Origin of the sequence: Qipengyuania algicida (assembly GCF_009828025.1) — a bacterium.
Classification (GTDB): Bacteria; Pseudomonadota; Alphaproteobacteria; order Sphingomonadales; family Sphingomonadaceae; genus Qipengyuania; species Qipengyuania algicida.
Genome location: NZ_WTYA01000006.1, coordinates 223,038 through 248,240, shown reverse-complemented (window position 1 = coordinate 248,240; position 25,203 = coordinate 223,038). Strand labels below are relative to the sequence as shown.

19 protein-coding genes and 3 tRNA genes are annotated in these 25,203 nt (G+C 60.5%); 11 read left to right on the top strand and 11 right to left on the bottom strand.

What is annotated here, in order from left to right; all coding sequences use genetic code 11:
* Positions 1-6 precede the first annotated feature (6 nt).
* The 4 genes from GRI58_RS09755 to GRI58_RS09740 all read right to left on the bottom strand — a co-directional run bounded on the left by GRI58_RS09755 (position 7) and on the right by GRI58_RS09740 (position 4,118).
* Positions 7-1,980, bottom strand: coding sequence for a site-specific integrase (locus GRI58_RS09755; RefSeq protein ID WP_160753396.1), 1,974 nt, complete (start codon positions 1,978-1,980; stop codon positions 7-9).
* A gap of 109 nt (positions 1,981-2,089) precedes the next feature.
* Positions 2,090-2,166 (bottom strand) — tRNA-Pro (locus GRI58_RS09750).
* A 24-nt stretch (positions 2,167-2,190) separates the two neighbouring features.
* Positions 2,191-2,266: transfer RNA gene (locus tag GRI58_RS09745), tRNA-Ile, on the bottom strand.
* Between the two features lie 97 nt (positions 2,267-2,363).
* Positions 2,364-4,118, bottom strand: coding sequence for a histidine kinase dimerization/phospho-acceptor domain-containing protein (locus GRI58_RS09740; protein ID WP_160753395.1), 1,755 nt, complete (start codon positions 4,116-4,118; stop codon positions 2,364-2,366).
* 240 nt (positions 4,119-4,358) lie between these two features.
* Here GRI58_RS09740 and GRI58_RS09735 point away from each other — a divergent pair, with 240 nt between their 5' ends.
* Positions 4,359-4,826, top strand: a complete 468-nt coding sequence (locus tag GRI58_RS09735; RefSeq protein WP_160753394.1) for an Lrp/AsnC family transcriptional regulator — start codon at positions 4,359-4,361, stop codon at positions 4,824-4,826.
* A 13-nt stretch (positions 4,827-4,839) separates the two neighbouring features.
* Here the strand turns inward: GRI58_RS09735 and GRI58_RS09730 are convergent, their stop codons facing one another.
* The gene (locus GRI58_RS09730) at positions 4,840-6,795 is read right to left on the bottom strand and encodes a transglycosylase SLT domain-containing protein (RefSeq protein ID WP_237452211.1); all 1,956 of its coding nucleotides are present in this window, start codon (positions 6,793-6,795) and stop codon (positions 4,840-4,842) included.
* Positions 6,796-6,891: 96 nt separating this feature from the next.
* On the opposite strand from GRI58_RS09730, the gene dapA reads away from it, so the two are divergent.
* From dapA to alaS, 8 genes are all read left to right on the top strand, one after another.
* A complete protein-coding gene (dapA, locus tag GRI58_RS09725; RefSeq protein WP_160753393.1) occupies positions 6,892-7,779 on the top strand; it encodes a 4-hydroxy-tetrahydrodipicolinate synthase in 888 nt (295 codons plus the stop codon).
* A gap of 108 nt (positions 7,780-7,887) precedes the next feature.
* A complete protein-coding gene (smpB, locus tag GRI58_RS09720; protein ID WP_160753392.1) occupies positions 7,888-8,370 on the top strand; it encodes an SsrA-binding protein SmpB in 483 nt (160 codons plus the stop codon).
* Between the two features lie 119 nt (positions 8,371-8,489).
* Complete coding sequence (locus tag GRI58_RS09715; RefSeq protein ID WP_419957039.1) at positions 8,490-9,092, top strand: DUF2062 domain-containing protein; 603 nt, start codon at positions 8,490-8,492, stop codon at positions 9,090-9,092.
* A complete protein-coding gene (locus GRI58_RS09710) occupies positions 9,089-11,569 on the top strand; it encodes a hybrid sensor histidine kinase/response regulator (protein WP_237452210.1) in 2,481 nt (826 codons plus the stop codon). Before GRI58_RS09715 ends, GRI58_RS09710 begins: the two co-directional genes overlap by 4 nt.
* 130 nt (positions 11,570-11,699) lie before the next feature.
* Positions 11,700-12,761 carry a recombinase RecA gene (gene recA / locus GRI58_RS09705; protein ID WP_160753391.1) on the top strand — a complete coding sequence of 354 codons (1,062 nt, stop codon included), beginning with the start codon at positions 11,700-11,702 and terminating at the stop codon, positions 12,759-12,761.
* 225 nt (positions 12,762-12,986) lie between these two features.
* Positions 12,987-13,613, top strand: coding sequence for a glutathione S-transferase family protein (locus tag GRI58_RS09700; RefSeq protein ID WP_160753390.1), 627 nt, complete (start codon positions 12,987-12,989; stop codon positions 13,611-13,613).
* Between the two features lie 4 nt (positions 13,614-13,617).
* Positions 13,618-14,436, top strand: coding sequence for a class I SAM-dependent methyltransferase (locus tag GRI58_RS09695; protein WP_160753389.1), 819 nt, complete (start codon positions 13,618-13,620; stop codon positions 14,434-14,436).
* Positions 14,437-14,502: 66 nt separating this feature from the next.
* On the top strand, positions 14,503-17,172 hold the full coding sequence (gene alaS, locus GRI58_RS09690) for an alanine--tRNA ligase (protein ID WP_160753388.1): 2,670 nt from the start codon (positions 14,503-14,505) through the stop codon (positions 17,170-17,172).
* 5 nt (positions 17,173-17,177) lie between these two features.
* Here alaS and GRI58_RS09685 read toward each other — a convergent pair whose 3' ends face one another.
* The gene (locus GRI58_RS09685; RefSeq protein ID WP_160753387.1) at positions 17,178-17,363 is read right to left on the bottom strand and encodes a hypothetical protein; all 186 of its coding nucleotides are present in this window, start codon (positions 17,361-17,363) and stop codon (positions 17,178-17,180) included.
* 53 nt (positions 17,364-17,416) lie between these two features.
* Positions 17,417-19,177, bottom strand: a complete 1,761-nt coding sequence (locus GRI58_RS09680) for a cation:proton antiporter domain-containing protein (RefSeq protein WP_160753386.1) — start codon at positions 19,175-19,177, stop codon at positions 17,417-17,419.
* Between the two features lie 44 nt (positions 19,178-19,221).
* Here GRI58_RS09680 and GRI58_RS09675 point away from each other — a divergent pair, with 44 nt between their 5' ends.
* Positions 19,222-20,430: an FAD-dependent oxidoreductase gene (locus GRI58_RS09675; RefSeq protein WP_160753385.1), complete on the top strand. Its 1,209-nt coding sequence runs from the start codon at positions 19,222-19,224 to the stop codon at positions 20,428-20,430.
* Positions 20,431-20,454: 24 nt separating this feature from the next.
* On the opposite strand, the gene GRI58_RS09670 is transcribed toward GRI58_RS09675, so the two are convergent.
* From GRI58_RS09670 to cpdR, 4 genes are all read right to left on the bottom strand, one after another.
* The gene (locus GRI58_RS09670) at positions 20,455-22,098 is read right to left on the bottom strand and encodes a GNAT family N-acetyltransferase (RefSeq protein ID WP_160753420.1); all 1,644 of its coding nucleotides are present in this window, start codon (positions 22,096-22,098) and stop codon (positions 20,455-20,457) included.
* A 136-nt stretch (positions 22,099-22,234) separates the two neighbouring features.
* Complete coding sequence (locus tag GRI58_RS09665) at positions 22,235-23,455, bottom strand: NADP-dependent isocitrate dehydrogenase (protein WP_160753384.1); 1,221 nt, start codon at positions 23,453-23,455, stop codon at positions 22,235-22,237.
* 115 nt (positions 23,456-23,570) lie between these two features.
* Positions 23,571-23,645, bottom strand: a tRNA-Val gene (locus GRI58_RS09660).
* Between the two features lie 78 nt (positions 23,646-23,723).
* A complete protein-coding gene (gene cpdR, locus GRI58_RS09655) occupies positions 23,724-24,113 on the bottom strand; it encodes a cell cycle two-component system response regulator CpdR (protein ID WP_160753383.1) in 390 nt (129 codons plus the stop codon).
* A gap of 129 nt (positions 24,114-24,242) precedes the next feature.
* Between cpdR and GRI58_RS09650 the strand changes: the two genes are divergently transcribed.
* Positions 24,243-25,187: an N-formylglutamate amidohydrolase gene (locus GRI58_RS09650; RefSeq protein ID WP_160753382.1), complete on the top strand. Its 945-nt coding sequence runs from the start codon at positions 24,243-24,245 to the stop codon at positions 25,185-25,187.
* The last annotated feature ends 16 nt before the right edge of the window (positions 25,188-25,203 follow it).

The window sequence follows — 25,203 nt, the reverse complement described above, 5'->3', positions numbered from 1 at the left end:
TGTCCGTCATCTATTTCTTTCAGAGCTTTGGCTAGTGGGCCTTGTCCGCGGTTTGCGTGCGCGACTGCTGCCGACGCGTGAGCGTTTTTCCAGTGGGAGTAGACGAATTGGCTCTGCGGCAACGTCTCCGGTGATTTCCGGGACATACTTCTCAAGAAACTTCAGCCTCTCCGCCAGGACAACATCGATGCCCTCGGTCTTTTTCCTCTTGGAATAGTGCTTCCCATTTATGCTTGGTCTCGCATGTCCCATCACATCGGCTCGCATGTTTTCATTTACCCCGTCGATTTCATACTGAGACGATCCGAGACTGCGTATCGAATGAATATCAGGTCCTTTCCCTTCCTCGTTCACGGGGATAGGTAGCCGATCGCTGATCCATCCAACCATGTGGACCCACGCTCGCTCGTAGAAGTGCGCGCCACCGCGCTTCGTTTCGTTCAGATAGAGCTCTGGGAAGACCGCTGAGTGGCCTTCGTCGCGAATGGCCGACACGTAGTCCAGAAATCCTAAACGGATGATCTCGGGATGTAGCGGGATCTCGCGCCGCCTAGCCAGACGCTTCTCGCCTGCCTTTTCCCCGTCCTTTCCGCGGGTCAAATTGTCCCGAATGAGAATGTGCGGGGTAGGGTGGTCAATCGAGACGTCGGCGATCTCTAGTCCGCAAATCTCCTCGCGGCAGGCGTGGGTGTAGTACCATATTAGCGGCGCGAAGTAGGCGGCATCATGCCAGACTTTCGGCTGATAAGCCTCATGTAAGCGGCGAAGTGCGCCGCCCCCGCCAGCGTAAATTGGCGAGGAAAAGAGGCAGCGCATGTGCTCAGTCGTCCACGGCGGGCGTTTGTCGATGCCATCGTTCTCTATGCGCACAACCGACCCTGAGAAATCGAGCACTTTCGAATTTGGGACCTTGGGCTTCCATGCAGATTGAGCGAGATGCTGCGCGGCGGTGCTCATGTAACTCAGGTCGCGATTGAGAGTTTTTAGGCTCCGCCGCCGGTCTGGAGTCAGCGGTGGTAGTTCAGACATTACTTCTTCGAATGGGCGCGACATGTTTCCATTGGATAATGTGCCGTACGCGAAACCGTTTTTGGGAAGTCGGAGAAGGCCCCTCTTAAAGGAGCTAACGTCACGGTGATCATAGGACCCGAGTTCCCGGTTTCCGGTGATCCAGGCGAAACTGCGTAGAACCCTTCGATAGTCCGCGTCCCGGCTGGTCCATCTGCCTTCGGCTTTCAGCTCGAAAATTATGTCCTCGATAATGTCGCCGAAGCGGCGCGAATCATAGATCAAGAACTGGCATTCGACGTTCTGGTCTTGCGCAGGTTGCGGGAGCACTGTCGTTCCGACACGTGCAGGAGAACTCAATCGGGCGGAAACAGTCTGTTCGTAGTCGGCGGCAATTGCGCGCACTTGGTCCGGAAAGATCGCGATGTCCGCGTCCTTCAGACGTTGAATTAGTTTCCCCGCGATTGAGCGACTGCGCATAAGATGGCTGCGGGCGATACTGACATTGGAGCTTGTAGCCGGAGCGCCCACTGCAGCGAGATGCTCAACCACAAATTCATCCGGGATCAGGCCGTGCGCAAACTCGCGCAATTCGGGAGCATCGTGTGCGGGAAACAGCAAGGTTTCGTACATTTCGTGATCGTTGAAGGCGAGCTCCAACGCTCGGTCCGCCCAAGCGTCATCGCTATGCGCGCGATCGCTATGCACCCGCAATTCCATCTCTAGTTCAGCGCGGAAAAGCGCCTCGATTTGCTGGCCTGTCAGCGGCGCCCCGGATTCAATCATTCGCCCCACGTTCGATTTTATTGCCTCGAACCGTGCCGACAGAATCGCGGCGCGCTGGCTCGCGGTGGCCGGCTCGGCCGTTTTCAGAGCGATCGCTAGCGGTTTAGAGATAAGATTTCGGAAATGGATTCTGCGGCGAAAGACATATCGGCCATCGCGGCGGGTGACGTGCGGAATGCGCGACATCGGTTGGTTACCTTCCCGCATGTGCTACGCTTTTGTGTACCGGTTGTGTGTCCGGTGCACGGCGTCAACACCTGCAAAATGGCAGAAAACCGTCGATTTTGAGATAAAGTGGTCGGGGAGACAGGATTCGAACCTGCGACATCTTGCTCCCAAAGCAAGCGCGCTACCGGACTGCGCCACTCCCCGACCTGATTTTTCCTGCCGCGCGAGTGGTGGGCCCGGCAGGATTCGAACCCGCGACCTAGCCGTTATGAGCGGCCAGCTCTAACCGCTGAGCTACAGGCCCGCCGGTTTCGCGCCGGCAGGACGCGCGCCTAGCTTGAGTGGCGGCCAAGGGCAAGCGGCTCTGTGAAACTTATGCGGTTTACCCGATCGGATCGCACCTAGCCAAAGGTGCCATTCGGAGTCTTGTGAACTCCTGGCGCTTCGGCGGATATGCTGGCGAGGGGCAGGTTGAGTACCAAATACCCGCCATCGCGCGTGAACGAACCTCCGGCGGCACGCGCCTCTGCGCGGGCAAGGCGGAAGGCAAATCCCGCCCCGAACAAACCGATTCCTGCCGCACCGGTCGAATGATGGGCCTGGCTCGAAAATATGTCGTCGCTCTCCGCCAGCGAAGCAGGAAGTGAGACACTGAGTGCCAGCTCGCCTTCGTGGGAGGAAAGTCCCAGCGTGACGGTCTCTCCCGCGCCTGTGGCGGCTGCCAAAGTCCCCAGCATTCGCCAAGCGAGCATTTCCGCGTCATCCTGTGACAAGGCAGCCCACAGGGGCTCGTTGCCCAAATCGGCTTCAAAGCGCGCGACCCGGGTGGACAAGACGCCCTGCAATTGTCCGACCTGCTGACGGACAACGGCAGCAAAGTCGACCGAGCCGACAGATGGCTCGACCAGCCCGCTTTCAAGCCGCGCAAGCCGCTCCAGTTCCTCGAAACCAGCCAATATCCTCGCGGCATCCCCGGCAATCGTGGCTGCCAGCGCACGATATTCGTGCGGGGCAGGGCCGAACACCTGCTGCTGGATGACTTCCGCGAAACCCTGGATTGCGTTCACCGGGGTACGCAACTCATGCAGGAGCTGGCGCAAGCGATCGGCGGCGCGCGGCGAGTGCTGTTCCGTCGGTCGGGCAAGTGGGCGGCGTAGCCTGCCGACATAGCCATCGAAGCGACCGGTACGTGCGGCGAAGCGTGGAGCGGCGTCGACCAGCCAGGCCCCGGACACCCGTTCCGATGCGGCAATCTCCACAAGCGCCGCGCGCACGGGGCGTCGGTCGAAAAAGGCGGATGCGAAGGTGTTGCCGGCACTGGCACCATTCAGGGCAGGATGCGCAACGAGTTCGATCCCGACCACTTGTGGCGCAATGGCGGGTTCTGCCCAGTCGATCCGGCCATCGGTGTCGGTCGAAAAGATGAATGCGGTGGTTGCCGCGCGGCGGTCATCCTCGCCCATCGGGGATTCGCCAAGCGGCAGGCGCGGGGCATCCGGGCGATTTGCATCGTCGGTGGCTTTGTTCGCCGATTTCTCGGGTTTAGCCTCCCGCGCCTTCTGAAAAGCCTCGATCCTCTGGACAAGCGCACCAATCTCGGTCGTTTCGCGGCTTGCCCCAGCCGCGACATCCGCTTTGCTTACCGGCTCCGCCTTTTCGGCGGGGGCAGTGGCGATCTCTTCTTCTATATGGAGAGGAGGCAGCGGGACCGATTCCGGTTCGGGCAAGGCTCGATCGCGCGCGCCGAGCCGATCGAGCATCGTCACTGCGCCGGGTGGAAGGTCGCGGCGATGGCGCAACAAGCCACGAGCCCTGATCGAAAGTTCGGGAATCAGCATCACCCAATCGTCCTCGGCGAGCTGCGCTCGGGCCAAAGCGGCGGCGGCAATGGCCGGATCGCGGCTGCCGAACCAGGCGACCAGGCGGGGAGACCGGATACGAGCGCTGCAATCCCCGGCGATCCTCGCGCGATGACCCAGCGGTACGATCTCCTCGAGCGCACCGAGGCGTAGATAGGCGGCGTCAATCAGCCGGGGATCGCCGCCGGGTTGCGACTCGCCGAGCAAATCGACCAGCTGCCTGATCTGCGTGCGCGCCGACGCCTCGCTGGAGGCGCGGTGACGCAGAACAGTGGCAAGGCGGTCATCGAAATGCACGAAATCTCCGAAAAAATGGCTTAAGCCTCGTAACTACCGGCTCTCAAGCGCCATGCCCCATCCTGCTTCATACTCCGGCAAAAAACAGGCTGAATATAAAGTTGTCCCCACGTTGCAACGCGGGACAATTGCTGGCAGGAACAATAATATTAGCCGAACGCTGATCACGATGAGATGAATCGATCCCCTGACCGCTTCGCATACGGGGCCTCTCATCCGCTGAACTGGGGCACGAGACAAATGGCAAATTTCGACGAGATTGACCGTCACCTGCTGGCTCAGCTGCAGGACGAAGGACGCATTACCAATGTTGAACTGGCGCACCGCGTTGGCCTGACCGCACCCCCGTGCCTGCGGCGCGTTCGCGCGCTGGAAGAGGATGGGGTGATTCGCGGGTATCATGCCGAACTGGACGGATCGAAGCTGGGCTTCACCATCACCGTGTTCGCCATGGTCAGCCTGAAGAGCCAGGCCGAGGATGCGCTGCGAGCGTTCGAGGAAGCGATGCGTGATCTGCCGGAAGTGCGCGAAGTGCATATGCTCAATGGCGAGATCGACTTTATTCTCAAGATCGTAAGCCGCGACCTTCAAAGCTTTCAGGAGTTCCTGACCAGCAAGCTTACCCCGGCTCCCAACGTCGGCAGCGTCAAGACTTCGCTGACGATTCGCACCAGCAAGCACGAACCCGGCGTACCGCTCTCGGTGTGAGCCTGCCGGTCGGTCAGCGAAGGAAATCGCTGACCGTGCGCGGTGAACGGCCATTGAGTTTGCCGGGATAGAGTTGCTCATAATCCGCAGCGTTTTCGATCACGCGCTGGACGTAGTTCTTGGTTTCGTAGATCGGAATTTCCTCAATCCATTTGACCCACGGAACGCTGCCTGTCCGCGGATCGCCATTGGCGGCCAGCCACTTGTTCACATTGCCCGGACCTGCGTTGTAAGCCGCAACGGCGAGCGGATAGGATCCACCATAGTAATCCATCATTCGCGCAAAATACGCATCGCCGAGTTGCAGATTGGTGCTGGGCGAGCGGATAAGATCGGCGGAGAGATAGGTAATCCCGAGCTTACCGGCCTGTTCCTGCGCGGTTCGCGGCATCAACTGCATTAATCCGCGAGCACCCGCATGGCTGATCGCATTATCGGCAAACTGGCTTTCCTGCCGCGCGATCGCATGAACCATCGTCCAGTTGGCGCCGGGAGGGATGTCGACCACCGGATAGCCTTGAGCAACGAATTCGTCGAAACCTTGGGAGCCCGCCTGATCGGCAAGGATGACGGCCAGATCACGCCGACCGATCTGTCGCGCCAGCGTCGAGACCAGGGCCATTTGCTCGGGCGTGGAGGCGTTCTCGGCAATCGCCTTGTAGAACTGGATTCCGGTCTTCCACGGGGCGTCGCGAGCAACTTCGCGCACGGCCTTGGTCAATGGCGCGGCGTTGAAAGCAGCGGTTTGCTGCGGTGAGGGGATCACTGGATCGTTGTTCGCCAGGCTCGGCATCGGGTGACCCAGTTGCTTGAGAGCCAACTGCCCATAGAAGCGTTCGGGATAGTCCGCCGCCATCGCCAGATATTTCGTCGCAGCAGCACGGTCGCCCGCGCGCTGTGCTGCAATTCCGGCCCAATAAAAGCCTTTCGACCGGGTCTGCGTGGTCTGCGCCGCCGCTCCATAGCGATAGAACAGCGGGGCCGCCCGCGCGCCATCGCCCAGATTCCACAGCGCCTTGGTCCCGCCGAGCCACATCAGCGAAGTGTAGTCGTCGCGCAGTCGGTAGGGCTGCTGGGTGAGATCGGCGCCCGGTGCAAACAGCTCGTCGACTTTTGCGGCGATCTGGACCGCCTGGGCATCACCTGCGCCCCTGGCAACACGCAGCATTTCGCCCACCAGCGCCTGCGGATCGAGCGGCAGGCTGGCGAATTTCGGGCGCGTGGCCAGCAAGGTGACCGCATCGGACAAATTCCCACTGCTACGATCGTAGCGTGCCAGATTGTAAATATAGCCCGGATCGCTGGTCGCGTCGGCAGGCACGATCAAGCCGTTGGCCGCCGGATCCTGACCTTGCGCCAGGGACAACCGCGCCATGAATGTCGCGCGCTTGTCGGGGGATACGCGGGCAATCTGGCGCGCTGCGCCGACGGTGTCGCCTTGCCACAGCAGCGCATTCATCCGCGCGTCCTGATCCTGCTGGGTAAATTGCTGCCCATAAAGACCGAGCACATAGGCTTCGGACGGGCCACTCATGGTCCCGCCGCGCCATGCGTCGCGCGCGACGGAGGCAGCGCCCGGCCGAGCCAGCGTGCCCAGTGCCAGCGCATAACGGGCTCGCGCAGAATTGGTGAGCGGTGGAAACTTGTCGAAAAAGGCGACCAAAGTCTGCGGCGAGGGCGCTTCGCTATCGAGCGCGGCCTCTGCGCGGCGCTGCAACGTCTCTTGCCGCGGGAAGCCCGGATATTGGGTGATGAAGCTGGCGTAATCGTTGAAGGACAGCGAACTGCTGGCAACCAACTGCTCCCAGCGTGCAATCGCCGATGCCATTGGCCCCTGTTCGCTCGCGGCCAGATCGGCGCGGGCATTGTCCCAGCTGGCCGCATCCTGTGCGTAGACGGCCGACGGCAGCGCCAGAAAAGCGGCGCTAATCAGAAATCGAGAAATCCTCTTGTGTCCCATGCTGGACATTATGCCATCCCGCTCCTTATCAGGCGGTGAATGACCACCCCCCCGATCATACCAACGATCCACGCCGGATTAGGCCTAAATTTGGAGAGTAAGGCAATGTTCTCAGGTTCAATTCCGGCTCTGGTGACTCCTTTTCGCGATGGGTCGTTGGATGAGGCGACTTTTCGGCGCCTGATCGACTGGCAAATCGAGGAGGGCAGTAGTGCGCTGGTGGCCTGCGGGACCACCGGGGAAGCGTCGACCTTGTCCAATGCCGAACATCATCGGGTGATTGAAATCTGCGTTGAGCAGGCTGCCGGGCGAGTGCCAGTCATCGCAGGTTGCGGGTCAAATGATACCAATAATGCACTGCTTCACATGCGCTTTTCTAAAAAGGCCGGCGCGGCTGCGGGCCTGTGTGTCGCGCCCTATTACAACCGGCCGGGGCAGGCCGGCCTGATTGCGCATTTCAGCTATCTCGCAGAGAAGTCCGATTTGCCGATCGTGCTATATAACGTACCTGGCCGCACCGTGACCGATATCAAGCCGGAAACGGTGTGCGAGCTGGCCAAGAAATTCCCCGAACGAATCGTCGGAATTAAGGATGCGAGCGGGGATTTGAGCCGGGTCACTGACCATCGGATGGGAATAGGCAAGGATTTCTGCCAGTTGTCCGGCGATGATGAACTGGCGCTCCCGGCCAATGCTGCGGGCGCCGTCGGTTGCATCTCCGTGACGGCCAATGTCGCCCCGGCCTTGTGCGCCGAATTCCAGCAAGCCTGTGCCGACAATGACCTCGTGTGCGCGCGCGAACTCAACGATCGTCTTTATCCGCTGCATTATGCGATGTTCAGCGATGCCAGCCCTGCGCCGGTCAAATATGCCCTGAGCCGGGTGCATGAATGGTTATTGCCGGATGTGCGCCTGCCGCTCGTCGCCTGCTCCGATTTCGCGAAGGCGGCGGTCGACGAAGCATTGCAACATGCCGGTTTGCTCGGAAGCTAGAACGGGCATGAACTACCGCCAATTCGTTTCCCGTCAATTGAGGACGGCGCACGAATCTCCGGCCAGACCTTTCCCTTTGCGGCATTAGCGCCTACATCGCGCGCCCTTATGGTCAGGCCCAAACCCGTTACCTTCGACAAGGTCAAGACCGTCGCCGACAATCGGCGCGTGCGGTTCGACTATCACGTCGATGAGACATTCGAGGCTGGGCTTGCCTTGCAAGGTACCGAGGTCAAGGCGCTGCGTGCGGGCGAAGCTTCGATCAAGGAAAGCTATGCCGAGGTGCGCGACGGGCAGGTGTGGCTGATCAATGCCAATATCCCAGAATACAGCCACGGCAACCGGCTCAATCACGAGCCGCGTCGCCCGCGCAAGCTGCTGCTGCACGAGCGCGAGATCGACAAGCTGTTCGGCGCGGTCGAGCGCAAGGGAATGACGCTCGTCCCGCTGTCGATCTATTTCAACCGCACGGGCCGCGCGAAGGTGGAACTGGCGCTCGCCAAGGGTAAGCAGGCGCATGACAAGCGTCAGTCGATCAAGGAGCGCGACTGGAAACGCGACAAGGCGCGGCTCTTGCGGGAAAAAGGCTAAGCCGCCCGCCTTTTCAAGCCACTGCATCGTAACCATACTAAGCGTGTGATTTTCTCGATCAGTGCCTTGCGGGCCCGCTTGCCCTTGCCGTTGGACAAGCGCATTGCGCGCCGGTGGACATGAGCCGAAATTCACGAATCCAAGCGCGTCGGAAGAAGCGCCTCGCACGCCGCTTCGGGCTGCGTATGCCCACGCGTGAAGAAATGGCGGGCAACAAATATCTCGCCCCCATTGCGCATCGTTTCCTTTCGCCAGAACTGTGGCGCTTTACGCGTCGTTCGGTCCCGCGCGGCGTCGCGCTGGGCCTGTTCGCCGGATTTATCGTACCGCTGGGGCAGATCTTCCTTGCTGCGTTTCTCGCCCTCCCGGCAAGAGCCAACGTGCCGCTGGCGGCGCTGGTGACTTTCGTGACCAATCCCTTTACCCTGCCGTTCTGGTTGGTGGTCGCCAACAAGGTGGGGCATTTCGTGCTTAATCTGGATGCAGCCATGGTCGGTGGAGCGGCCGGTCATCTCGCCAGCGATCGCGGCATCCTTGCCGACTGGTTCGCCATGGCGGGAATTACCGCATTCGGCTTCGTCGTGCTGGCGATCGTATCAGCTGGTCTGGGCTACGTCGTTTCCAGCTTCGCTTGGCGCGTTATAGTCATGCGCAAGCGCCGACGCAGGCTGGTGGCGATGGAGCGTCGTCTGAACCAGCGTCTACGCGGAGATGGCACATGACCGGATCCATGCAATTCAACGTCGAGACGCGCCCTGCTTCGACCCTTGTCGGGGTTGCAGCCGCAACCGTTCTTTCGGCTCTGCTGGTATGGCTGATCGGTGGCAATGCGTTGATCGCGGCGATCTACCTGGGTGGTGTCGTGGCGCTGATGCTGGCGATGGTGGTTCTGTCGCGCTCGCTTTCGCAACCATCCGTGGGTGAGCTTGAACAGCCGGACTGGAGCGTGACGCTGGCTGGCATAGAGAACAACCGGCGCGCCATCCTCATCACCGACCGCGCGAACCGGGTGACGTGCGCAAACAAGACCTATCAGGACTGGTTCCGCGACCCCGTTCCGCTGGCCGAACTGCCAATCGACGCCAATACCCGCGCCGCTTTGGTTGACGCTACGCGCAAGGCTTGGCGCGAGGGGTATGCTGAAGTTGCCGAGATGGTTTTGACGACCGGCAATCGACGCTTCCAGCTGTCGGTAACACGTGCTGGGCGCGCCGAAGACTATCTGGTCTGGCGCATCGCGGAGATAGTGGCCGAACGCAGCTTCGACGGAATCGAAGGCTGGCTGCGCGGCCCCGTTGGCACGATGATGTCGCATGCCGGATTGGAAATGGCGCTTGTCGCGCCCGATGGGCTGGTGCTCGGTCACACATCCGGTCTTGCCGAGCGCGCGACCGGGGAATCTGGACAGTCGCTGATCGGTCAGGAATTCGTGCAGCTTCTGCGGTCGGACGAGCGCGACCGGATTTTCTTCGCCCGCGAGGGTCAGCAGGGAATTCCGCAGACATTGGTTCATATTCCGCTCGATGAGCGCGGGGCGCGCAGTATCGAGGCGGATCAGGCGCCATCGCTGATGCTGCTGGTCGATGCCGGGGTAGGCATAGGAACGGGCTGGGAAGCGGGCGGGGCGGCGACTATTCCGCAGCTCGAGGCTCTGCTGTCCGCACTTCCGCTTGGCCTTGCACTGACCGATCGCGACGGGCGTTTCATGTTCGCCAACAAGGCATTCTTGCGCGCTGTCGAGCGCGAGCAGGCCGGACTTCCTGCATTCCCTTCGGATCTCGTTGTTCGTGAGGATAAGGCGGCAATTTCGGATTCGGTCCGCCGCTTCGCCCGCGGTGTCGCCTCGAGCGGTGACATGGCGGTGCGACTAGCGGGGGACAAGGAAGAGCCTGTGTCAATCGGCCTCGCCGGTGTGCGCGGGTTGGGCGATGCGGCGGTGCTGCTCTCGATCAGCGATTCCAGCGAGGAAAAGCGCCTGCGCCGTCAGGTCGCGCAAGCCACCAAGATGCAGGCCGTTGGGCAGTTGGCAGGCGGCGTCGCGCATGATTTCAACAACGTCCTCACCGCAATCATCGGCTATTGCGACCTGATGCTGCTGCGCCATTCTCCGGGCGACAGCGATTATGACGATATCCAGCAGATCAAGGCCAATTCCAACCGCGCTGCCAGCCTGACACGGCAGTTGCTCGCTTTCAGCCGCCAGCAGACCTTGCGCCCGGTCGTGCTGCAATTGCCCGATGTCGTGAGCGAGGTCAGCCAGTTGCTCAAGCGCCTGATGGGCGCCTCGATCGAGTTCTCGATCCGGCATGACCGCGAGCTCGGCCCGGTGCGCGCCGACCCGCAGCAGCTCGAGCAGGTTATCATCAACCTCGCGGTCAATGCGCGCGACGCGATGCAGCAGCATTCGGCCAGGGCCGGTGAAGACAAGATGGGGCGGCTGACATTGGCGACACGTCGCGTCTCTGCGCGCGACGTGCGCAAGATGGGCATCGATATCATGCCCGCCGACGATTATACCGCGCTGATCGTTCAGGACACCGGCGGCGGCATTCCGGCCAGTGTGATCAACAAGATTTTCGAGCCCTTCTTCACCACCAAGGAGCAGGGGAAGGGCACCGGGCTTGGTCTTTCGACCGTCTACGGCATCGTCAAACAGTCCAACGGCTTCATCTTTGCCGACAATGTCCTCGGCCCTGACGGGCGGCCGCAAGGCGCTCGCTTTACGGTTTACCTGCCGGTGCATCGCGGTGAGGTCGTCCCGACCCAGAATGGGCGGGGCGAGGATGGCGAAGAGGGGCGCACGAGCGAATGGGCCGGTGGTGGCAAACTCCTTCTGGTCGAGGACGAGGACATGGTTCGCGCCGTCGCCGAGCGGGCTCTGTCGCGCGCTGGCTATTCGGTCACCAGCGCGCGCGATGGCGAGGAAGGGCTTGGGATCATCGCCAATGGTAAGGACCAGTTCGACCTGATCGTTTCCGATGTGGTGATGCCCGCGATGGATGGCCCGGCAATGGCCCGGGCGATCCGCCGGGTGAAGCCCCACATCCCGATCCTGTTCATGTCCGGCTATGCCGAGGAGCAGCTGCGCAACCAGATCGACATCGACAATATGTATTTCCTGCCCAAGCCCTTCAGCGTGCAGCAGATCAACGCAAGGGTTGCCGAAGTGCTGGCAAACCAGATGCACGAAGACGCCTGAAAATGCGCCGGAGCCGGGGCATGAAGGAAATTTTTCGTTCCCCTCTTGTTCTATAAGAACAAAGCAGATACAAGCCTGATCAGTTGAAGAGTCGAACCTCGGCTCTGGTCAATCGAAGGAGGCGTGTGTCATGGCGGCCAATCTGAAGCTGGTAGAAGGTAGGGAAGTGGACAAGGACCGTCAGAAGGCACTCGACGCCGCTCTTGCGCAAATAGATCGCGCATTCGGCAAAGGCTCGGCCATGAAGCTGGGGCAGAAGGAAGCAATGCAGGTCGAATCGATTTCGACCGGATCGCTCGGCCTCGATATCGCTTTGGGCGTGGGTGGATTGCCCAAGGGTCGGGTTATCGAAGTTTATGGGCCGGAAAGCTCGGGCAAGACCACGCTCGCGCTGCATGTCATCGCCGAAGCGCAAAAGGCCGGCGGCACAGCGGCTTTTGTCGATGCCGAACATGCGCTCGATCCCGTCTATGCCCGTAAGCTGGGTGTCGATATCGACGAACTGATCGTTTCGCAGCCCGACACGGGTGAGCAGGCGCTGGAGATTACCGATACGCTGGTGCGCTCCAATGCGATCGACGTTCTGGTGGTTGATTCGGTTGCCGCGCTGGTGCCGCGCGCCGAGATCGAGGGTGAGATGGGTGACAGCCATGTCGGCCTGCAAGCGCGCCTGATGAGCCAGTCGCTGCGCAAGCTCACCGGCTCGATCAACCGTTCCAAGTGCATGGTGATCTTCATCAACCAGCTGCGCATGAAGATCGGCGTGATGTATGGCAATCCCGAGACGACGACGGGCGGCAATGCATTGAAGTTCTATGCCTCCGTGCGGCTCGACATCCGCCGGACGGGGCAGATCAAGGATCGCGACGAGATTACGGGTAACTCGACCCGCGTGAAGGTGGTGAAAAACAAGGTGGCACCGCCGTTCAAACAGGTCGAATTCGACATCATGTATGGCGAGGGCATTTCCAAGATCGGCGAAATTATCGACCTGGGCGTGAAGGCCGGGTTGGTGGAGAAGTCAGGATCCTGGTTCAGCTATGACAGCATTCGTATCGGCCAGGGGCGGGAGAATGCGAAACAATACATGCGTGATAATCCGGAGGTTTGCGACCGATTGGAAGCTGCTATTCGCGGCCGCACCGATCAGGTTGCCGAGGAGATGATGACCGGTCCGGACGCGGACGACTGATCACGCTTCTCAAGCGGAAACGCATATCGCCGCATTGGCGGCTGTCCCACAGCGTTTCCGATAACCAGGAAAGCCGACGCGCGCCGGGGCTGCCTCTTGCCCCAGCCGCGTCGGCTTTTCGGTGTCAGTTGCCGTTTGCGAGAACTGCCCACAGAGCCCGCGGGATTGCTGGCTGTCGTATGGAGATTCGTATAGCGTAGCCGCAGCGTCAATCCGGAGAGCGTAATGCCCGTAACCGTCCACCACCTTAACAACTCCCGATCGCAGCGTATTCTCTGGCTTTTGGAGGAGTTGGGCGTCGAGTACGATGTCGTGCCTTACAAACGCGATGCTGAGACCAATCTCGCGCCGCCGGAGCTCAAGTCGGTCCATCCTTTGGGGAAGTCTCCGGTCATCGAAGACGCAGGAAAAATGGTCAGCGAGAGTGGGGCCATCATCCAGTACCTGTGCGAGAGACACGGCGGCGGGACTTGGTTGCCCGACCCGTCCAGCGATGACCACATCGCTCATCTGGAGTGGATGCAGTTCGGTGAAAGCTCGTTCTTCGTACCGGTGATGCTCAAGCTCTATGCCGCGCGGCTGGGGGAAGCGGCGGAACCGCTTGCGCCGCGTATCGATGAACAGCTCGCTGCCCATATTGACTTCGCCGAGGCCGGACTGAACCAATCCCTGCATTTTGTTGGGGATGATTGGAGTGCTGCAGACGTACTGATGAGCTTTCCGGCTGAAATTGCGGTGATGCAGGGCTTTTCGGAGCGAGCGCCAAAGCTTTCCGCCTTTGTCGAAGCGATCCATGCCCGTCCCGCCTGGCAGCGCGCCCGTGAACGTGGCGGCCCTTATTTCGGCTGGTAGAGCGATGACCGATCACCGCGATTGGACTGGTCGTGTCGGTACGATCTGGGCTCATGAATGGCGCCGCACCGACCGCAGTTTCCGCGAGCTTACGCCGCGCCTCCTCCAGGCCATCGAAGCCGATGATTACGACAGCGCGCTCGATATCGGTTGCGGAGCCGGCGAAATCAGTTGCGCTTTGGCTGAGGCGCATCCCGACCGACGGATCACCGGCCTCGATATTTCATCTGAGTTGCTGGAAGTGGCTCGAGAACGTGGTCGGACGTTTGGCAATCTGGCATTCGTCCAGGGCGATGCCGCTACTGGCACGACCGGGCATCCTTCGCAGCGCCTCGTTTCGCGACATGGGGTCATGTTCTTTGCCGAGCCGGAAGTTGCCTTCGCTCATCTGCGCAACCACTCTGGCCCTGAAACAAGACTGACCTTTTCGTGTTTTCGCGCCAGGAGCGAAAACGAATGGGACGCGGCGACGCTGTCGGCCTTGCCCGACCCGCCTGCACCTCCGGTCAATCTGGAGGAGCCGGGTCCGTTCGCTTTCGGCAATCGCGATCGCGTCGCGGCCATTCTTGGTGACGCAGGCTGGAAGGAAATCACATTCGATTCGATTGATTATCGCATGGTATTCGGCGCGGGCGAGGATCCTGTGGCCGATGCTTGCGACTATCTGACGCGTGTTGGTCCGACTGCCATGCCTATTGCTGCGCTTGGCGACGCTGCTCGCCATGCGACAATAGAGCGGCTCGCCGAAGTGCTCGAACGCTATCGCGTCGGAGCAGCGGTCGCGATACCCGCCGCTGCCTGGATCGTGTCTGCCCGCGCATAATGCAGATTACTGTGTCCACATAATCCGCGCTTGTCGGCGTCGGCGGCATTGCCTAACTGCACTGGCATGACGTCTACAAACGATATCCGGCGCAGCTTTCTCGACTATTTCGCAGGAATGGACCATCGCGTGGTGCCTTCTGCGCCGCTGGTCCCCTTCAGCGATCCGACGCTGATGTTCGTCAACGCGGGCATGGTGCCGTTCAAGAACGCCTTTACCGGCCTTGAAACTCCGCCCGCACCGCGCGCCACCAGCGCGCAAAAATGCGTCCGCGCAGGCGGAAAGCACAATGATCTCGACAACGTCGGCTATACCGCGCGGCATCACACATTCTTCGAGATGCTGGGCAATTTCAGCTTCGGGGATTATTTCAAGGAACAGGCGATTACGAACGCCTGGAACCTGCTGACGAAGGAATGGGGGCTCGACCCCAAGCGTTTGCTGGTCACGGTCTATCACACCGATGACGAGGCGTTCGACCTGTGGAAGAAAATCACGGGTTTTGCCGACGATAAAATCATCCGCATTCCCACCAAGGACAATTTCTGGGCCATGGGCTCCGATGGTCCGTGCGGGCCTTGCTCTGAGATCTTCTACGATCATGGCGATCATATCTGGGGCGGCCCTCCCGGATCGCCCGAGGAAGACGGCGATCGTTTCGTCGAGATATGGAACCTCGTGTTCATGCAGTTCGAACAGGCGAATGACGAGATCGTCGCCGATCTGCCCAAACCCTCGATCGACACCGGCATGGGCCTCGAACGCATCGCTGCGGTGATGCAGGGCGTCACCGACAATTACGATACGGATACATTTAAAGCATTGATCGCAGCGTCGGTGCATCTCACGGGTGTGCCCGCAGACGACGCGCATCGGGCGAGCCATCGCGTGATTGCCGATCATCTACGCTCGACCAGCTTTCTGCTTGCCGACGGTGTGCTGCCGTCAAACGAAGGCCGCGGCTACGTATTGCGCCGGATTATGCGGCGGGCGATGCGTCACGCGCACCTTTTGGGCGCTGACAAGCCGCTGATGCATCGTCTTGTGCCCGCTCTGATCACCGAGATGGGGCAGGCGTATCCCGAGCTGTCGCGTGGCGAAGCGTTGATCGAGGATGTGCTCGATCGAGAGGAAGCGCAATTCCGGCGTACGCTCGACAAAGGTCTTCGGCTACTCGACGAGGCTACCGGCGATCTGGCTGAGGGCGGCACTTTGGCTGGAGAAACCGCATTCCGGCTCTACGACACCTATGGGTTTCCCTACGATCTTACCGAGGATGCCTTGCGTACACGCGGGCTCAAGGTCGACCGTGCCGGCTTCGATGCTGCGATGGAAGAACAGAAGGCAGCGGCACGTGCGGCGTGGAAAGGTTCGGGCGAGGCGGCATCGGAAGAAGTTTGGTTCGATATCGCCGAGCGCGAAGGCTCAACGGAATTCACCGGCTATACCGCCACCACCGGCGAGGCCTGTGTGGTTGCGTTGGTTAAGGACGGCGCGGAAGTCTCAGAAGCTGGGGAAGGCGATGCCCTCGTCCTTCTGACCAATCAGACACCGTTTTATGCCGAGAGCGGGGGCCAGACTGGAGATGCCGGGCGTATCTGGACGCCGGAAGGGCTTGAGTTCGTGGTGGAAACGACCGCCAAGCCTCTCGGGCGGCTCCATGCCCATAAGGGCCGTATCGCCAAGGGCTCGGTGAAGCTGGGCGACAATGTCCATCTCGAAATCGACGTCGAGCGGCGTGACCGAATCCGTGCGAACCATTCGGCAACGCACCTGGTCCACGCGGCGCTGCGCCACAGGCTCGGCGAGCATGTGACGCAAAAGGGTTCGCTGGTTGCACAGGATCGGTTCCGCTTCGACTTCTCGCACCCAAAGCCGCTGAGCGAGGAAGACATTGCGGCGATCGAGGCTGAGGTGAATGCCGAGATTCGCGCGAACGAACAGGTCTCGACACGGTTGATGACGCCTGACGACGCAGTCGCTGCAGGCGCGTTGGCTCTATTCGGCGAGAAATACGGCGATGAAGTCCGCGTACTGTCAATGGGACGCAAGGAAGGTGGCGGCCGTAATTATTCGGTCGAATTGTGTGGTGGGACACACGTTCGCGCGACGGGCGATATCGGCTTGTTCAAGATCGTTTCCGAAAGTGCGGTTTCAAGCGGCGTGCGCCGGATCGAGGCATTGACCGGCGAAGCGGCAAGGCGGTGGCTGGTCGCTCGCGATGAAGCACTACGGGCGATAGCAGGAGCTTTGCGCAGCTCGCCAGAGGAGGCCACTGCGCGTGTCGAAGCGCTGGTCGAGGATCGTAAAAGGCTTGAGAAGGAGTTGGCCGAAACCAAGCGTGCACTCGCTTTGGGCGGCGGGAGCACATCTTCCGATGGTGCCGGTTCGAGCGATGAGAGCATCGGCGGCGTCGCATTCTCAGGTCAGGTGATCGAAGGGCTCGAAGCGCGCGAACTGCGTCCCCTTCTGGATGAGGCAAAGAAGCGCCTCGGCAGTGGCGTTGCCGCGATCTGCGCAGTCAACGATGGAAAGGCTGCGTTTGCGGTAGCGGTGACTGACGATCTGACGGACCGCTTCAGTGCAGTGGACCTCGTGAAAGCGGGCGTCGCTGCACTTGGCGGTAAGGGCGGCGGCGGTCGCCCGGACATGGCGCAAGGTGGTGGGCCGGACGGTGACAAGGCCGTTACCGCGATCGATGCGGTGAAGGCTGAGCTTAAGGCAGGCGCCGCCTGACCGAATTACCGTGAATTGCTGGAATTGCGCGTCTCTGGTTCACTGCCGCGTGCCACGTTCTTGCCGTCCGTGTCAGCGGGATTATCGCCGTCTGCTGTAGGCGGATTTACGGTAGCCTTTGGATCGGCCACGTTTTGAGGCTTGAACTTTTCATCGTTGGGCGTCGGTTTGGTCGGGTCGGGATTGCTCATTGCTTTCTCCTTTGCCGATTCAACGCCCGGGGCGTGGTAAAGTTCAAACCATCTCAATCGCCTGTCGGCCCGGTGCGCAATTTCGGCCGATAGTCGAGCGCGCCTTCGCGTTCGATTTCTACGCGAAACTCATCGCGCTTTTCGTGGATCGAGGCGATAACCGGACCCATGGCGACGCCGATATCGGTCAGCACGGCCTCGGACAATTGCAGCGAGGCTTCGAGCGTTTCGGGCACGGCATGGCTGGCACCGGCGCGATAGAGGCTTGCGGCGTGTGCGACATCGCGTGCCCGAGCGACTATCAGCAGCTCGGGAAATTCATCTCTTAATTTGGCTACGAGCCGCTCGGCGAGCACCGGCTGGTCCATGGTCAACACCACCGCCGGTGCACGTTCTACACCCAACCGCCGCAGCACGTCCGCGCGGCCTGCATCACCGAAAATCGCGAGGTAGCCCATCCGTCTTGCGCGTTCGGTCAGGTCGGCATCGGCATCGACCGCCACATAGCTGCGCTCATGTGTGACCAGCATATCGGCCACCAGCCGCCCGACGCGGCCGGCACCGACAATGATGACACGTGGGCCGTCGCCATCATCGATCATGCCGTCGTCGCCCGAACTTATCCTGCTGGCAACCTTGCGGCCCAGCCGTGCGAGCAGTGGCGTTATCGTCAGGCCAAGCGCAGTGACGATCTGCCAGAATTGGGCTGCGTCGGGATTGATAAGGTTGACGCTCACTGCACTCGTCAACACGATCAAAGTGGTTTCCGAAGGGCTCGCTAGCAGGACCCCTGCTTCGATCGCCGGTGCGGTTCGCAAGCCGCCCAAACGCAGGATTGCGCTGGTCACAGCCGCTTTGATTACCAGTACCAGCGCCAGCGCCACCGAAATATCCCAGGTACGTTGCCACAACACCTCAAGGTTGAGGCTCATCCCGATGGTGATGAGGAACACACCGAGCGCGAGCCCCTTGAAGGGATCGATCATCCCCTCGACTTCGCCGTGAAACTCGGTCTCTGCGATCATCAGCCCGGCGACCAGCGCGCCGACTATTGGCGACAAACCTACAGCGGCGGTGGCGAGCGAAGCGGCGATGACCACCAGCAGGCTGGCCGCAAGGAAGATTTCGGAACTTTTGGTTCGCGCTGCTTGGGCGAAAAGATAGGGTAGCAAGGTCCGTCCGAACAGGATCAGCACGGCCACGACCAGTGCGCCAGTTCCCAGCGTTGTCAAGAAGGTGTGGAGGTCGGTGGTCTGGTCTCCGCGTCCCATCGCGCCGAGCAGGAAGATAATCGGGACGATAGCGATGTCTTCGAACAGCAATGTGCCCAGGGCAGTCCGTCCGACTTGGGTGTCGGCACGCACGATGCGCAGCACCAGCGCAGTCGAAGATAGCGACAAGGCAAGCCCCAGCGCGAGTGCAGTGGGTGGCGAATTGCCAAGCGCCATAAGGCCGAGCGCGATCAGCGCGGCGCTGCCGAATAGCTCCATCGGCCCCATTCGGAAAATGAGCGATCGCATTGCCGCGAGACGCTTGAACGAAAGTTCCAGGCCGATTCCGAACAGCAACAGCACGATTCCGAATTCAGCGAAGGGCTCCAACGCTTCGGCATGCGCGATCGTTACGTAGCCAAGCCAAGGCACTTCGGGCACAAGACGACCAAGTCCGAACGGGCCGACCGCAACGCCGATCAGAATAAACCCGATAACCGGCGTTATTCGAAACCGCGCGAAAAGCGGGATAACCAGTCCGGCCGCGCCGAGTATCACCAGCGCGTCGGACAGCATCGATGTCGGTTCAATTCCCTCAGTCATTATAATGCGCTATATCGACGCTTGGCCGTCGAGGCGAGCAGGCATTGGAAGATAACGACGTCATCATTGTAGGTGGTGGGCCAGCAGGCATGATGATCGGCTTACTGCTAGCGCGCGCCGGGGTGCCGGTAACGGTGCTGGAAAAGCACAAGGATTTCCTGCGCGATTTCCGGGGCGACACCGTCCATCCTTCGACGCTGGAGATATTTCACCAGCTTGGACTGCTCCATGAACTGCTGGAGATCGATCACAGTCGGATCGACGAGATCGCTGTGCGCATCGCCGGACGCGAGATGAAGGTAGCGAACTTCAAAGGGTTGCCGGTCGCTGCGAGCTATATCGCAATGATGCCACAATGGGACTTGCTGGATTTTGTCGCGGAAAAGGCGTCACGCTATCCGCATTTTGCGCTGCGCATGGAATGCGAGGCGACCGGGCTGGGTTACGACGAGACGAGACGCGTCGACATGGTGAAAACCGCCGATGGCGAAGACTTGCCCGCGCGGCTGGTGATCGCCTGCGACGGGCGGCGGTCGATTCTGCGCGAACAGGCCGAACTGCCGCTGGAGGTGCTCGGGGCACCGATGGATGTGTTCTGGTTCCGGCTGGAAAAGACGGACGTTAACCAAAGTGGGGACAGTTTCGGTGTCATAAAGCCCGGCAAGTTCCTCGTGATGATCGATCGCAGCAGCTATTTCCAATGCGCTTACGTATTTCGCAAAGGCCAGGCCGATGCGGTGCGAGAGCAGGGCATCGCAGCGTTTCGAGATGGGCTGCGCGATCTGCTCCCCCATCTGGAGCGGTCGATTGCCGGGATCGATGATTGGGACAAGGTCAAACTGCTGGACGTTGCCCTTGACCGCCTGACGCGTTGGCACCGGCCGGGTCTGCTAGCGATTGGCGACGCCGCCCACGCGATGAGCCCGATCGGGGGGGTGGGGATCAACGTCGCCGTGCAGGATGCGGTCATGGCGGCGAATGTCCTTGCTGGACCACTCGCGCGGGGCGAAAATCCCGATCCGGTGCTCGGCGAGGTCCAGCACCGCCGCCGGCGTGCGGTGAGGAGAATGCAAGGCTTGCAGCAGTTTGCGCAAAGTAGGGTGGTCGAGCCGGTGCTCATGCGGAGCGAGCCGTTCAAGAGGCCGCCATTGCCGCTGCGCGTTTTAAACGCGGTGCCAATGCTCCGGCGCATTCCGGGAAGGATTATCGGACTGGGCTTCGATCCTGTGCGTCTCGAAAGTCCCGCCGCCTAGACGACGGGACGAATTCTGCGCGGTTCACCCGCCGCCAGGTGTTGGGCGACCATGCGGAGCGGGGCTGTCGCTATTGCTACGCTCTTCCCAGATATGGGTTGGGGCGGAACCCACGCGTTTGTCCCACTCGATGCGATAGAGATCGAAACGTCGGTCCGCGAGGTTCTGGACCGTTCCCTCCGCGCGTGCCCATGACAGATCTGCCAGATTCACGTCACTGATGGTCAGCGTCTCGACATTCTCGCTCGCTTCGGCGGCGATTCCGTCGCGCGCGAACGGGAAATCGCACGGCGTCAGGATGCAGCTTTGTGCATATTGGATGTCCATATTGGCGACATTGGGCAGATTGCCGACATTGCCGGACAGCACGGTGAAGCATTGGTTTTCCACCGCGCGCGCCTGCGCGCAATAACGTACGCGCATGTAGCCCTGTCGGCTGTCGGTGCAGAAGGGGATGAAGATGATTCGCGCCCCTTCATCTACCAATCGGCGGGCGAGTTCGGGAAATTCGCTGTCGTAACAGATCAGCACCCCTATAGGACCGCAATCGGTGGGGATGGCGTCAATACTGTCGCCCCCCTTGATGTTCCACCAATATGCCTCGTTTGGGGTCGGATGGATCTTCTCCTGCGCGTGGATCGAACCGTCCCGCAGGCACACATAGGCCACGTTATGGATGTCGCCATCGTCCATTCGTGTCGGGTGCGATCCTCCGATGATGTTGATGTTGTAGCTGAGCGCCATTTCGGAAAGGCGTTTTCGAATCTTGGGCGTGTAACGGCTGAGCGTTTCGATCGCTTCAAGCGGGCTGAGCTCGCGCTCCTCGGCGGACAGCAGCATCAGGGTGAACATTTCCGGGAAGACGATGAAATCCGATTCGTAATCGGATGCGACGTCGACGAAATATTCGACATGGCGCATGAATTCGTCGAACCCGCTCACCGCGCGTGCCTGCAACTGGCAGGTCGCGATCCGCACGCTTTCGACATCGCGGGGCAGGCGATGCTTGGGCGGGGCATCGCTGTCGACATAGGGATTGCGCCACACCATCCGCACCGCGAACGCCTTGGATTGCTTGTCCTCGGGCAGATAGTTCGAGATGATGCCCTGAGGTTCGAATCCGTTGGCCAGCTGAAAACGCAGCACCGGATCGTGGATCTTGTTGTCGAGGACCATCTGCAGATAATCCTGCGGGCTTTCGGCGCGATTAGTCTTGCGGCGCAGCGCCCGGGCATATCCCGGCATCCGGCCGCCGAAGACAATTCCCGTGAGGTCGAGGCGTTCGGCCAGCGCGCGACGTTCCTCATATAGGCGACGCCCGATCCGCGTTCCGCGTACATCGGGATCGACACACATCTCATAGCCGTAGAGCCAGTCACCGGTCGGGTCGTGCCGGCTGCCGAAGCCGTTTCCGGTGATCGTTTCCCAACTGCTGTCGGCCATGGCGACATGCTCGTCGAGCCGCATGGTGGCGCAATAGCCGACGAGCTTGCCGTCCAGCTTTGCGACAAAGCAGCCCTCAGGGTAATTGTTCAGCTGGCCGCGCAATTCTCCGTGAGTGTAAGGTGGCAGTTCGGTATACACGCGACGTATCAGATCGGCGATCGCGCGCACATCTTTCAGTTTTGCCTGTCGAACTTCCAGCCGGGCCTTGGTCTTCGTTGCGATGGGACGACTCCTTCTGTGCATCAGTGATTGTTGCTACGCGAGCAACGCATCTGCGTCACCATCGTGCCGGAATCAAAAGCCCCGCCGCGTCGCTAGGACGGGCGGGGCCATGAAACCATCCTTCAGGGCGAGCAGGTCAAGCCCAACTGGCCATTTCCCTTTCGAGGTTGTTCACGATTGCCTCGAAGAACTGCTCGGTGGTCAGCCAGTTCTGGTTCGGACCGATCAGCAGCGCCAAATCCTTGGTCATCTGGCCGCTTTCGACCGTCTTGACGCAGACCCTTTCCAGCGTTTCGGCAAATTTCACCACATCGGGCGTGTTGTCGAACTTGCCGCGATACATCAGGCCGCGCGTCCAAGCGAAGATGCTGGCGATCGGGTTAGTGCTGGTCGCCTTGCCCTGTTCGTGCTGGCGATAGTGGCGGGTGACGGTCCCGTGTGCAGCCTCGGCTTCCACGGTCTTGCCGTCGGGGCTGAGCAGGACGCTGGTCATCAGGCCCAGGCTGCCGAAGCCCTGCGCCACGATGTCGGACTGGACGTCGCCGTCGTAATTCTTGCAGGCCCAGACGAACTTTCCGTTCCACTTGAGCGCGGCGGCGACCATGTCGTCGATCAGGCGGTGTTCGTAATGGATGCCGACCTTCTCGAACTGATCCTTGAATTCGGCGTCGAACACTTCCTGAAACAGGTCCTTGAAGCGCCCGTCATAGGCCTTGAGGATCGTATTCTTGGTGCTGAGGTACACCGGCCACTTGCGATCGAGACCGTAGTTGAAGCTGGCGCGGGCGAAATCGCGAATCGAATCGTCGAGATTGTACATCGCCATGGCGACGCCGCTGGACTGGAATTCGAACACGTCGAGATCGATGTTCTTGCCGTCTTCCCCTTCGAACACGAGGCGCAGCTTGCCAGCACCCGGGATCAGTGTGTCGGTGGCGCGATACTGGTCGCCGAACGCGTGACGGCCGACCACAATCGGATCGGTCCAGCCGGGCACCAGGCGCGGTACATTGTCGATCACGATCGGTTCGCGGAAGACCACACCGCCCAGAATGTTGCGGATCGTGCCGTTAGGGCTACGCCACATCTTCTTGAGGCTGAATTCCTCCACGCGCGCTTCATCGGGAGTGATGGTCGCGCATTTGACGCCAACGCCGTATTCCTTGATGGCATTGGCGGCATCGACGGTGATCTGGTCGTCGGTCTCGTCGCGCTTCTGGATCGACAGGTCGTAATATTTGAGATCGACGTCGAGATAGGGAAGGATCAGTCGCTCGCGGATCCATTCCCAGATGATCCGGGTCATTTCATCGCCATCGAGTTCGACGACGGGGTTGGCTACCTTGATTTTCTGCATGGTTGTCCTGTGCTCTCGTCTGCGTTTGGCGCGGCTTTAGCAGAGCAAGTCACCTACGCAAGGGAGGGGCCGAACAAGCAAAAGGCCCGCGCATTGGCGGGCCTTCATAAACTGATGGTGGGCGTAGCAAGGATTGAACTTGCGACCCCTACGATGTCAACATAGTGCTCTACCACTGAGCTATACGCCCGCACCATCGAATTGCCCATTCAAACTGGTCAGGCTCGCCCTTTAGCGACCAGCCTTGACCCGTGCAAGTCCTGTATGCCTAAAGTGAAGCGGACAGTCGATCGTCGAGTACGCGCTCGACCTCGAGGACCAGATCCTTCAGGTGAAACGGCTTGGACAGCACCTTCGCCTGCGGCTGTTCCCGGCTCGCCTTGAGCGTTACTGCAGCGAAACCTGTAATGAACATTACCTTGGTCGCCGGACTGATCTCGTTACAGCGCTGAGCCAGTTCGATACCATCCATTTCCGGCATGACGATGTCGGACAGCAGCAGATCGTATTCGTTATCCTGCAGCATCGGAATTGCCGCCGTCCCGCGATCGACCGAATCGACATGGAAACCGGCATTGGTCAGCGCGCGATCAAGGTAGGCGCGCATGGCTTCATCATCTTCTGCAAGCAGGATTCGGGCGCGGAAGGTATTTGTCATAGGTGCTCCCTAGCGCATTTCGGTTAAAAAATCTCTTGCGTTGTAAAGCATTCGAAATGAGCCAGTACAGGACACAAAGCGCATTCGCTTTGACAGTGGAGCCCGGTGCGTTCAGCATGGGCTTTAACGATGCACGAACCACTTCAAGATGACGAAAGCGATGTAGAACCCAGGAGCCGGGGGGACATACCGGGCGGCGATGGTCCGGCGTTTTCGCTTGAGCTTTCAGACAGCCTTCCGCTGCTGATTGCCGTCCCCCATGCGGGCCGCGCCTATCCAGGGGCGGTGCTGGAATCGATGCGGGAGCCGGAATGGACGGCGCCGCGGCTGGAAGATCGGTATGCCGATGCATTGGGACGGGAAATTGCCCGTTTGACTGGTGCGCCATTACTCATGGCCAAGGCTCCGCGTGCAATGCTCGATCTGAACCGCGCACCTGACGACATCGATTGGGGCATGGTCACAAGGCATGGCACAAAGACTCCGACGAATTCTCTAGCCAACCGGCGTGCGCGTAGCGGCTTGGGACTGGTGCCAAGACGCCTCCCGGGGGTCGGGGAACTTTGGAAAGCGCCATTGCCGCGCGATCAGCTGGATGCGCGCATTGCCGGTATCCACCGACCGTATCACCGCGCGCTTTCGAAGGTACTGGAAAATTTGCGCGACCGTTGGGGAGCGGCTTTGTTGCTCGACCTGCATTCGATGCCACCGCTCAGGCCCGGTCCGAACGACGCCAAGCCAGCCGAATTCGTGCTGGGCGACAGGTTCGGTGCATCCTGCGATCCGATCCTGTCCGCGCTGGTTCTGAGCGAGATTGGCGAAGCCGGGCGCAGGATAGCACACAATCGGCCCTATGCTGGTGGCTACGTGCTCGATTGCCATGCTGCTCCGAAACGCGGGATTCACGCGCTGCAGCTTGAGGTGTGCCGGTCGACCTATCTCGACGCGCGTCTGGAGCGGCCGGGGCCACGGCTCGGCACTGTTGCGCGGCTGCTCGCCAAAACTATCCGTTCGCTCGCGGATGAGGTTGCCCGGCTGGGTGACGGCGATACCATAAGGCAGGCTGCCGAATAATCTGGCACATAAAAAA

Excerpts from the sequence above, each read along its gene's own strand:
- GRI58_RS09700 (WP_160753390.1), top strand. The coding sequence starts at position 12,987 with ATGCCCGTAACCGTCCACCACCTTAACAACTCCCGATCGCAGCGTATT.
- recA (WP_160753391.1), top strand. The coding sequence starts at position 11,700 with ATGGCGGCCAATCTGAAGCTGGTAGAAGGTAGGGAAGTGGACAAGGAC.
- GRI58_RS09680 (WP_160753386.1), bottom strand. The coding sequence starts at position 19,177 with ATGACTGAGGGAATTGAACCGACATCGATGCTGTCCGACGCGCTGGTG.
- smpB (WP_160753392.1), top strand. The coding sequence starts at position 7,888 with ATGGTCAGGCCCAAACCCGTTACCTTCGACAAGGTCAAGACCGTCGCC.
- dapA (WP_160753393.1), top strand. The coding sequence starts at position 6,892 with ATGTTCTCAGGTTCAATTCCGGCTCTGGTGACTCCTTTTCGCGATGGG.
- cpdR (WP_160753383.1), bottom strand. The coding sequence starts at position 24,113 with ATGACAAATACCTTCCGCGCCCGAATCCTGCTTGCAGAAGATGATGAA.
- GRI58_RS09695 (WP_160753389.1), top strand. The coding sequence starts at position 13,618 with ATGACCGATCACCGCGATTGGACTGGTCGTGTCGGTACGATCTGGGCT.
- GRI58_RS09685 (WP_160753387.1), bottom strand. The coding sequence starts at position 17,363 with ATGAGCAATCCCGACCCGACCAAACCGACGCCCAACGATGAAAAGTTC.
- GRI58_RS09755 (WP_160753396.1), bottom strand. The coding sequence starts at position 1,980 with ATGTCGCGCATTCCGCACGTCACCCGCCGCGATGGCCGATATGTCTTT.
- GRI58_RS09715 (WP_419957039.1), top strand. The coding sequence starts at position 8,490 with ATGAGCCGAAATTCACGAATCCAAGCGCGTCGGAAGAAGCGCCTCGCA.
- GRI58_RS09665 (WP_160753384.1), bottom strand. The coding sequence starts at position 23,455 with ATGCAGAAAATCAAGGTAGCCAACCCCGTCGTCGAACTCGATGGCGAT.
- GRI58_RS09735 (WP_160753394.1), top strand. The coding sequence starts at position 4,359 with ATGGCAAATTTCGACGAGATTGACCGTCACCTGCTGGCTCAGCTGCAG.
- alaS (WP_160753388.1), top strand. The coding sequence starts at position 14,503 with ATGACGTCTACAAACGATATCCGGCGCAGCTTTCTCGACTATTTCGCA.
- GRI58_RS09650 (WP_160753382.1), top strand. The coding sequence starts at position 24,243 with ATGCACGAACCACTTCAAGATGACGAAAGCGATGTAGAACCCAGGAGC.
- GRI58_RS09710 (WP_237452210.1), top strand. The coding sequence starts at position 9,089 with ATGACCGGATCCATGCAATTCAACGTCGAGACGCGCCCTGCTTCGACC.
- GRI58_RS09730 (WP_237452211.1), bottom strand. The coding sequence starts at position 6,795 with ATGTCCAGCATGGGACACAAGAGGATTTCTCGATTTCTGATTAGCGCC.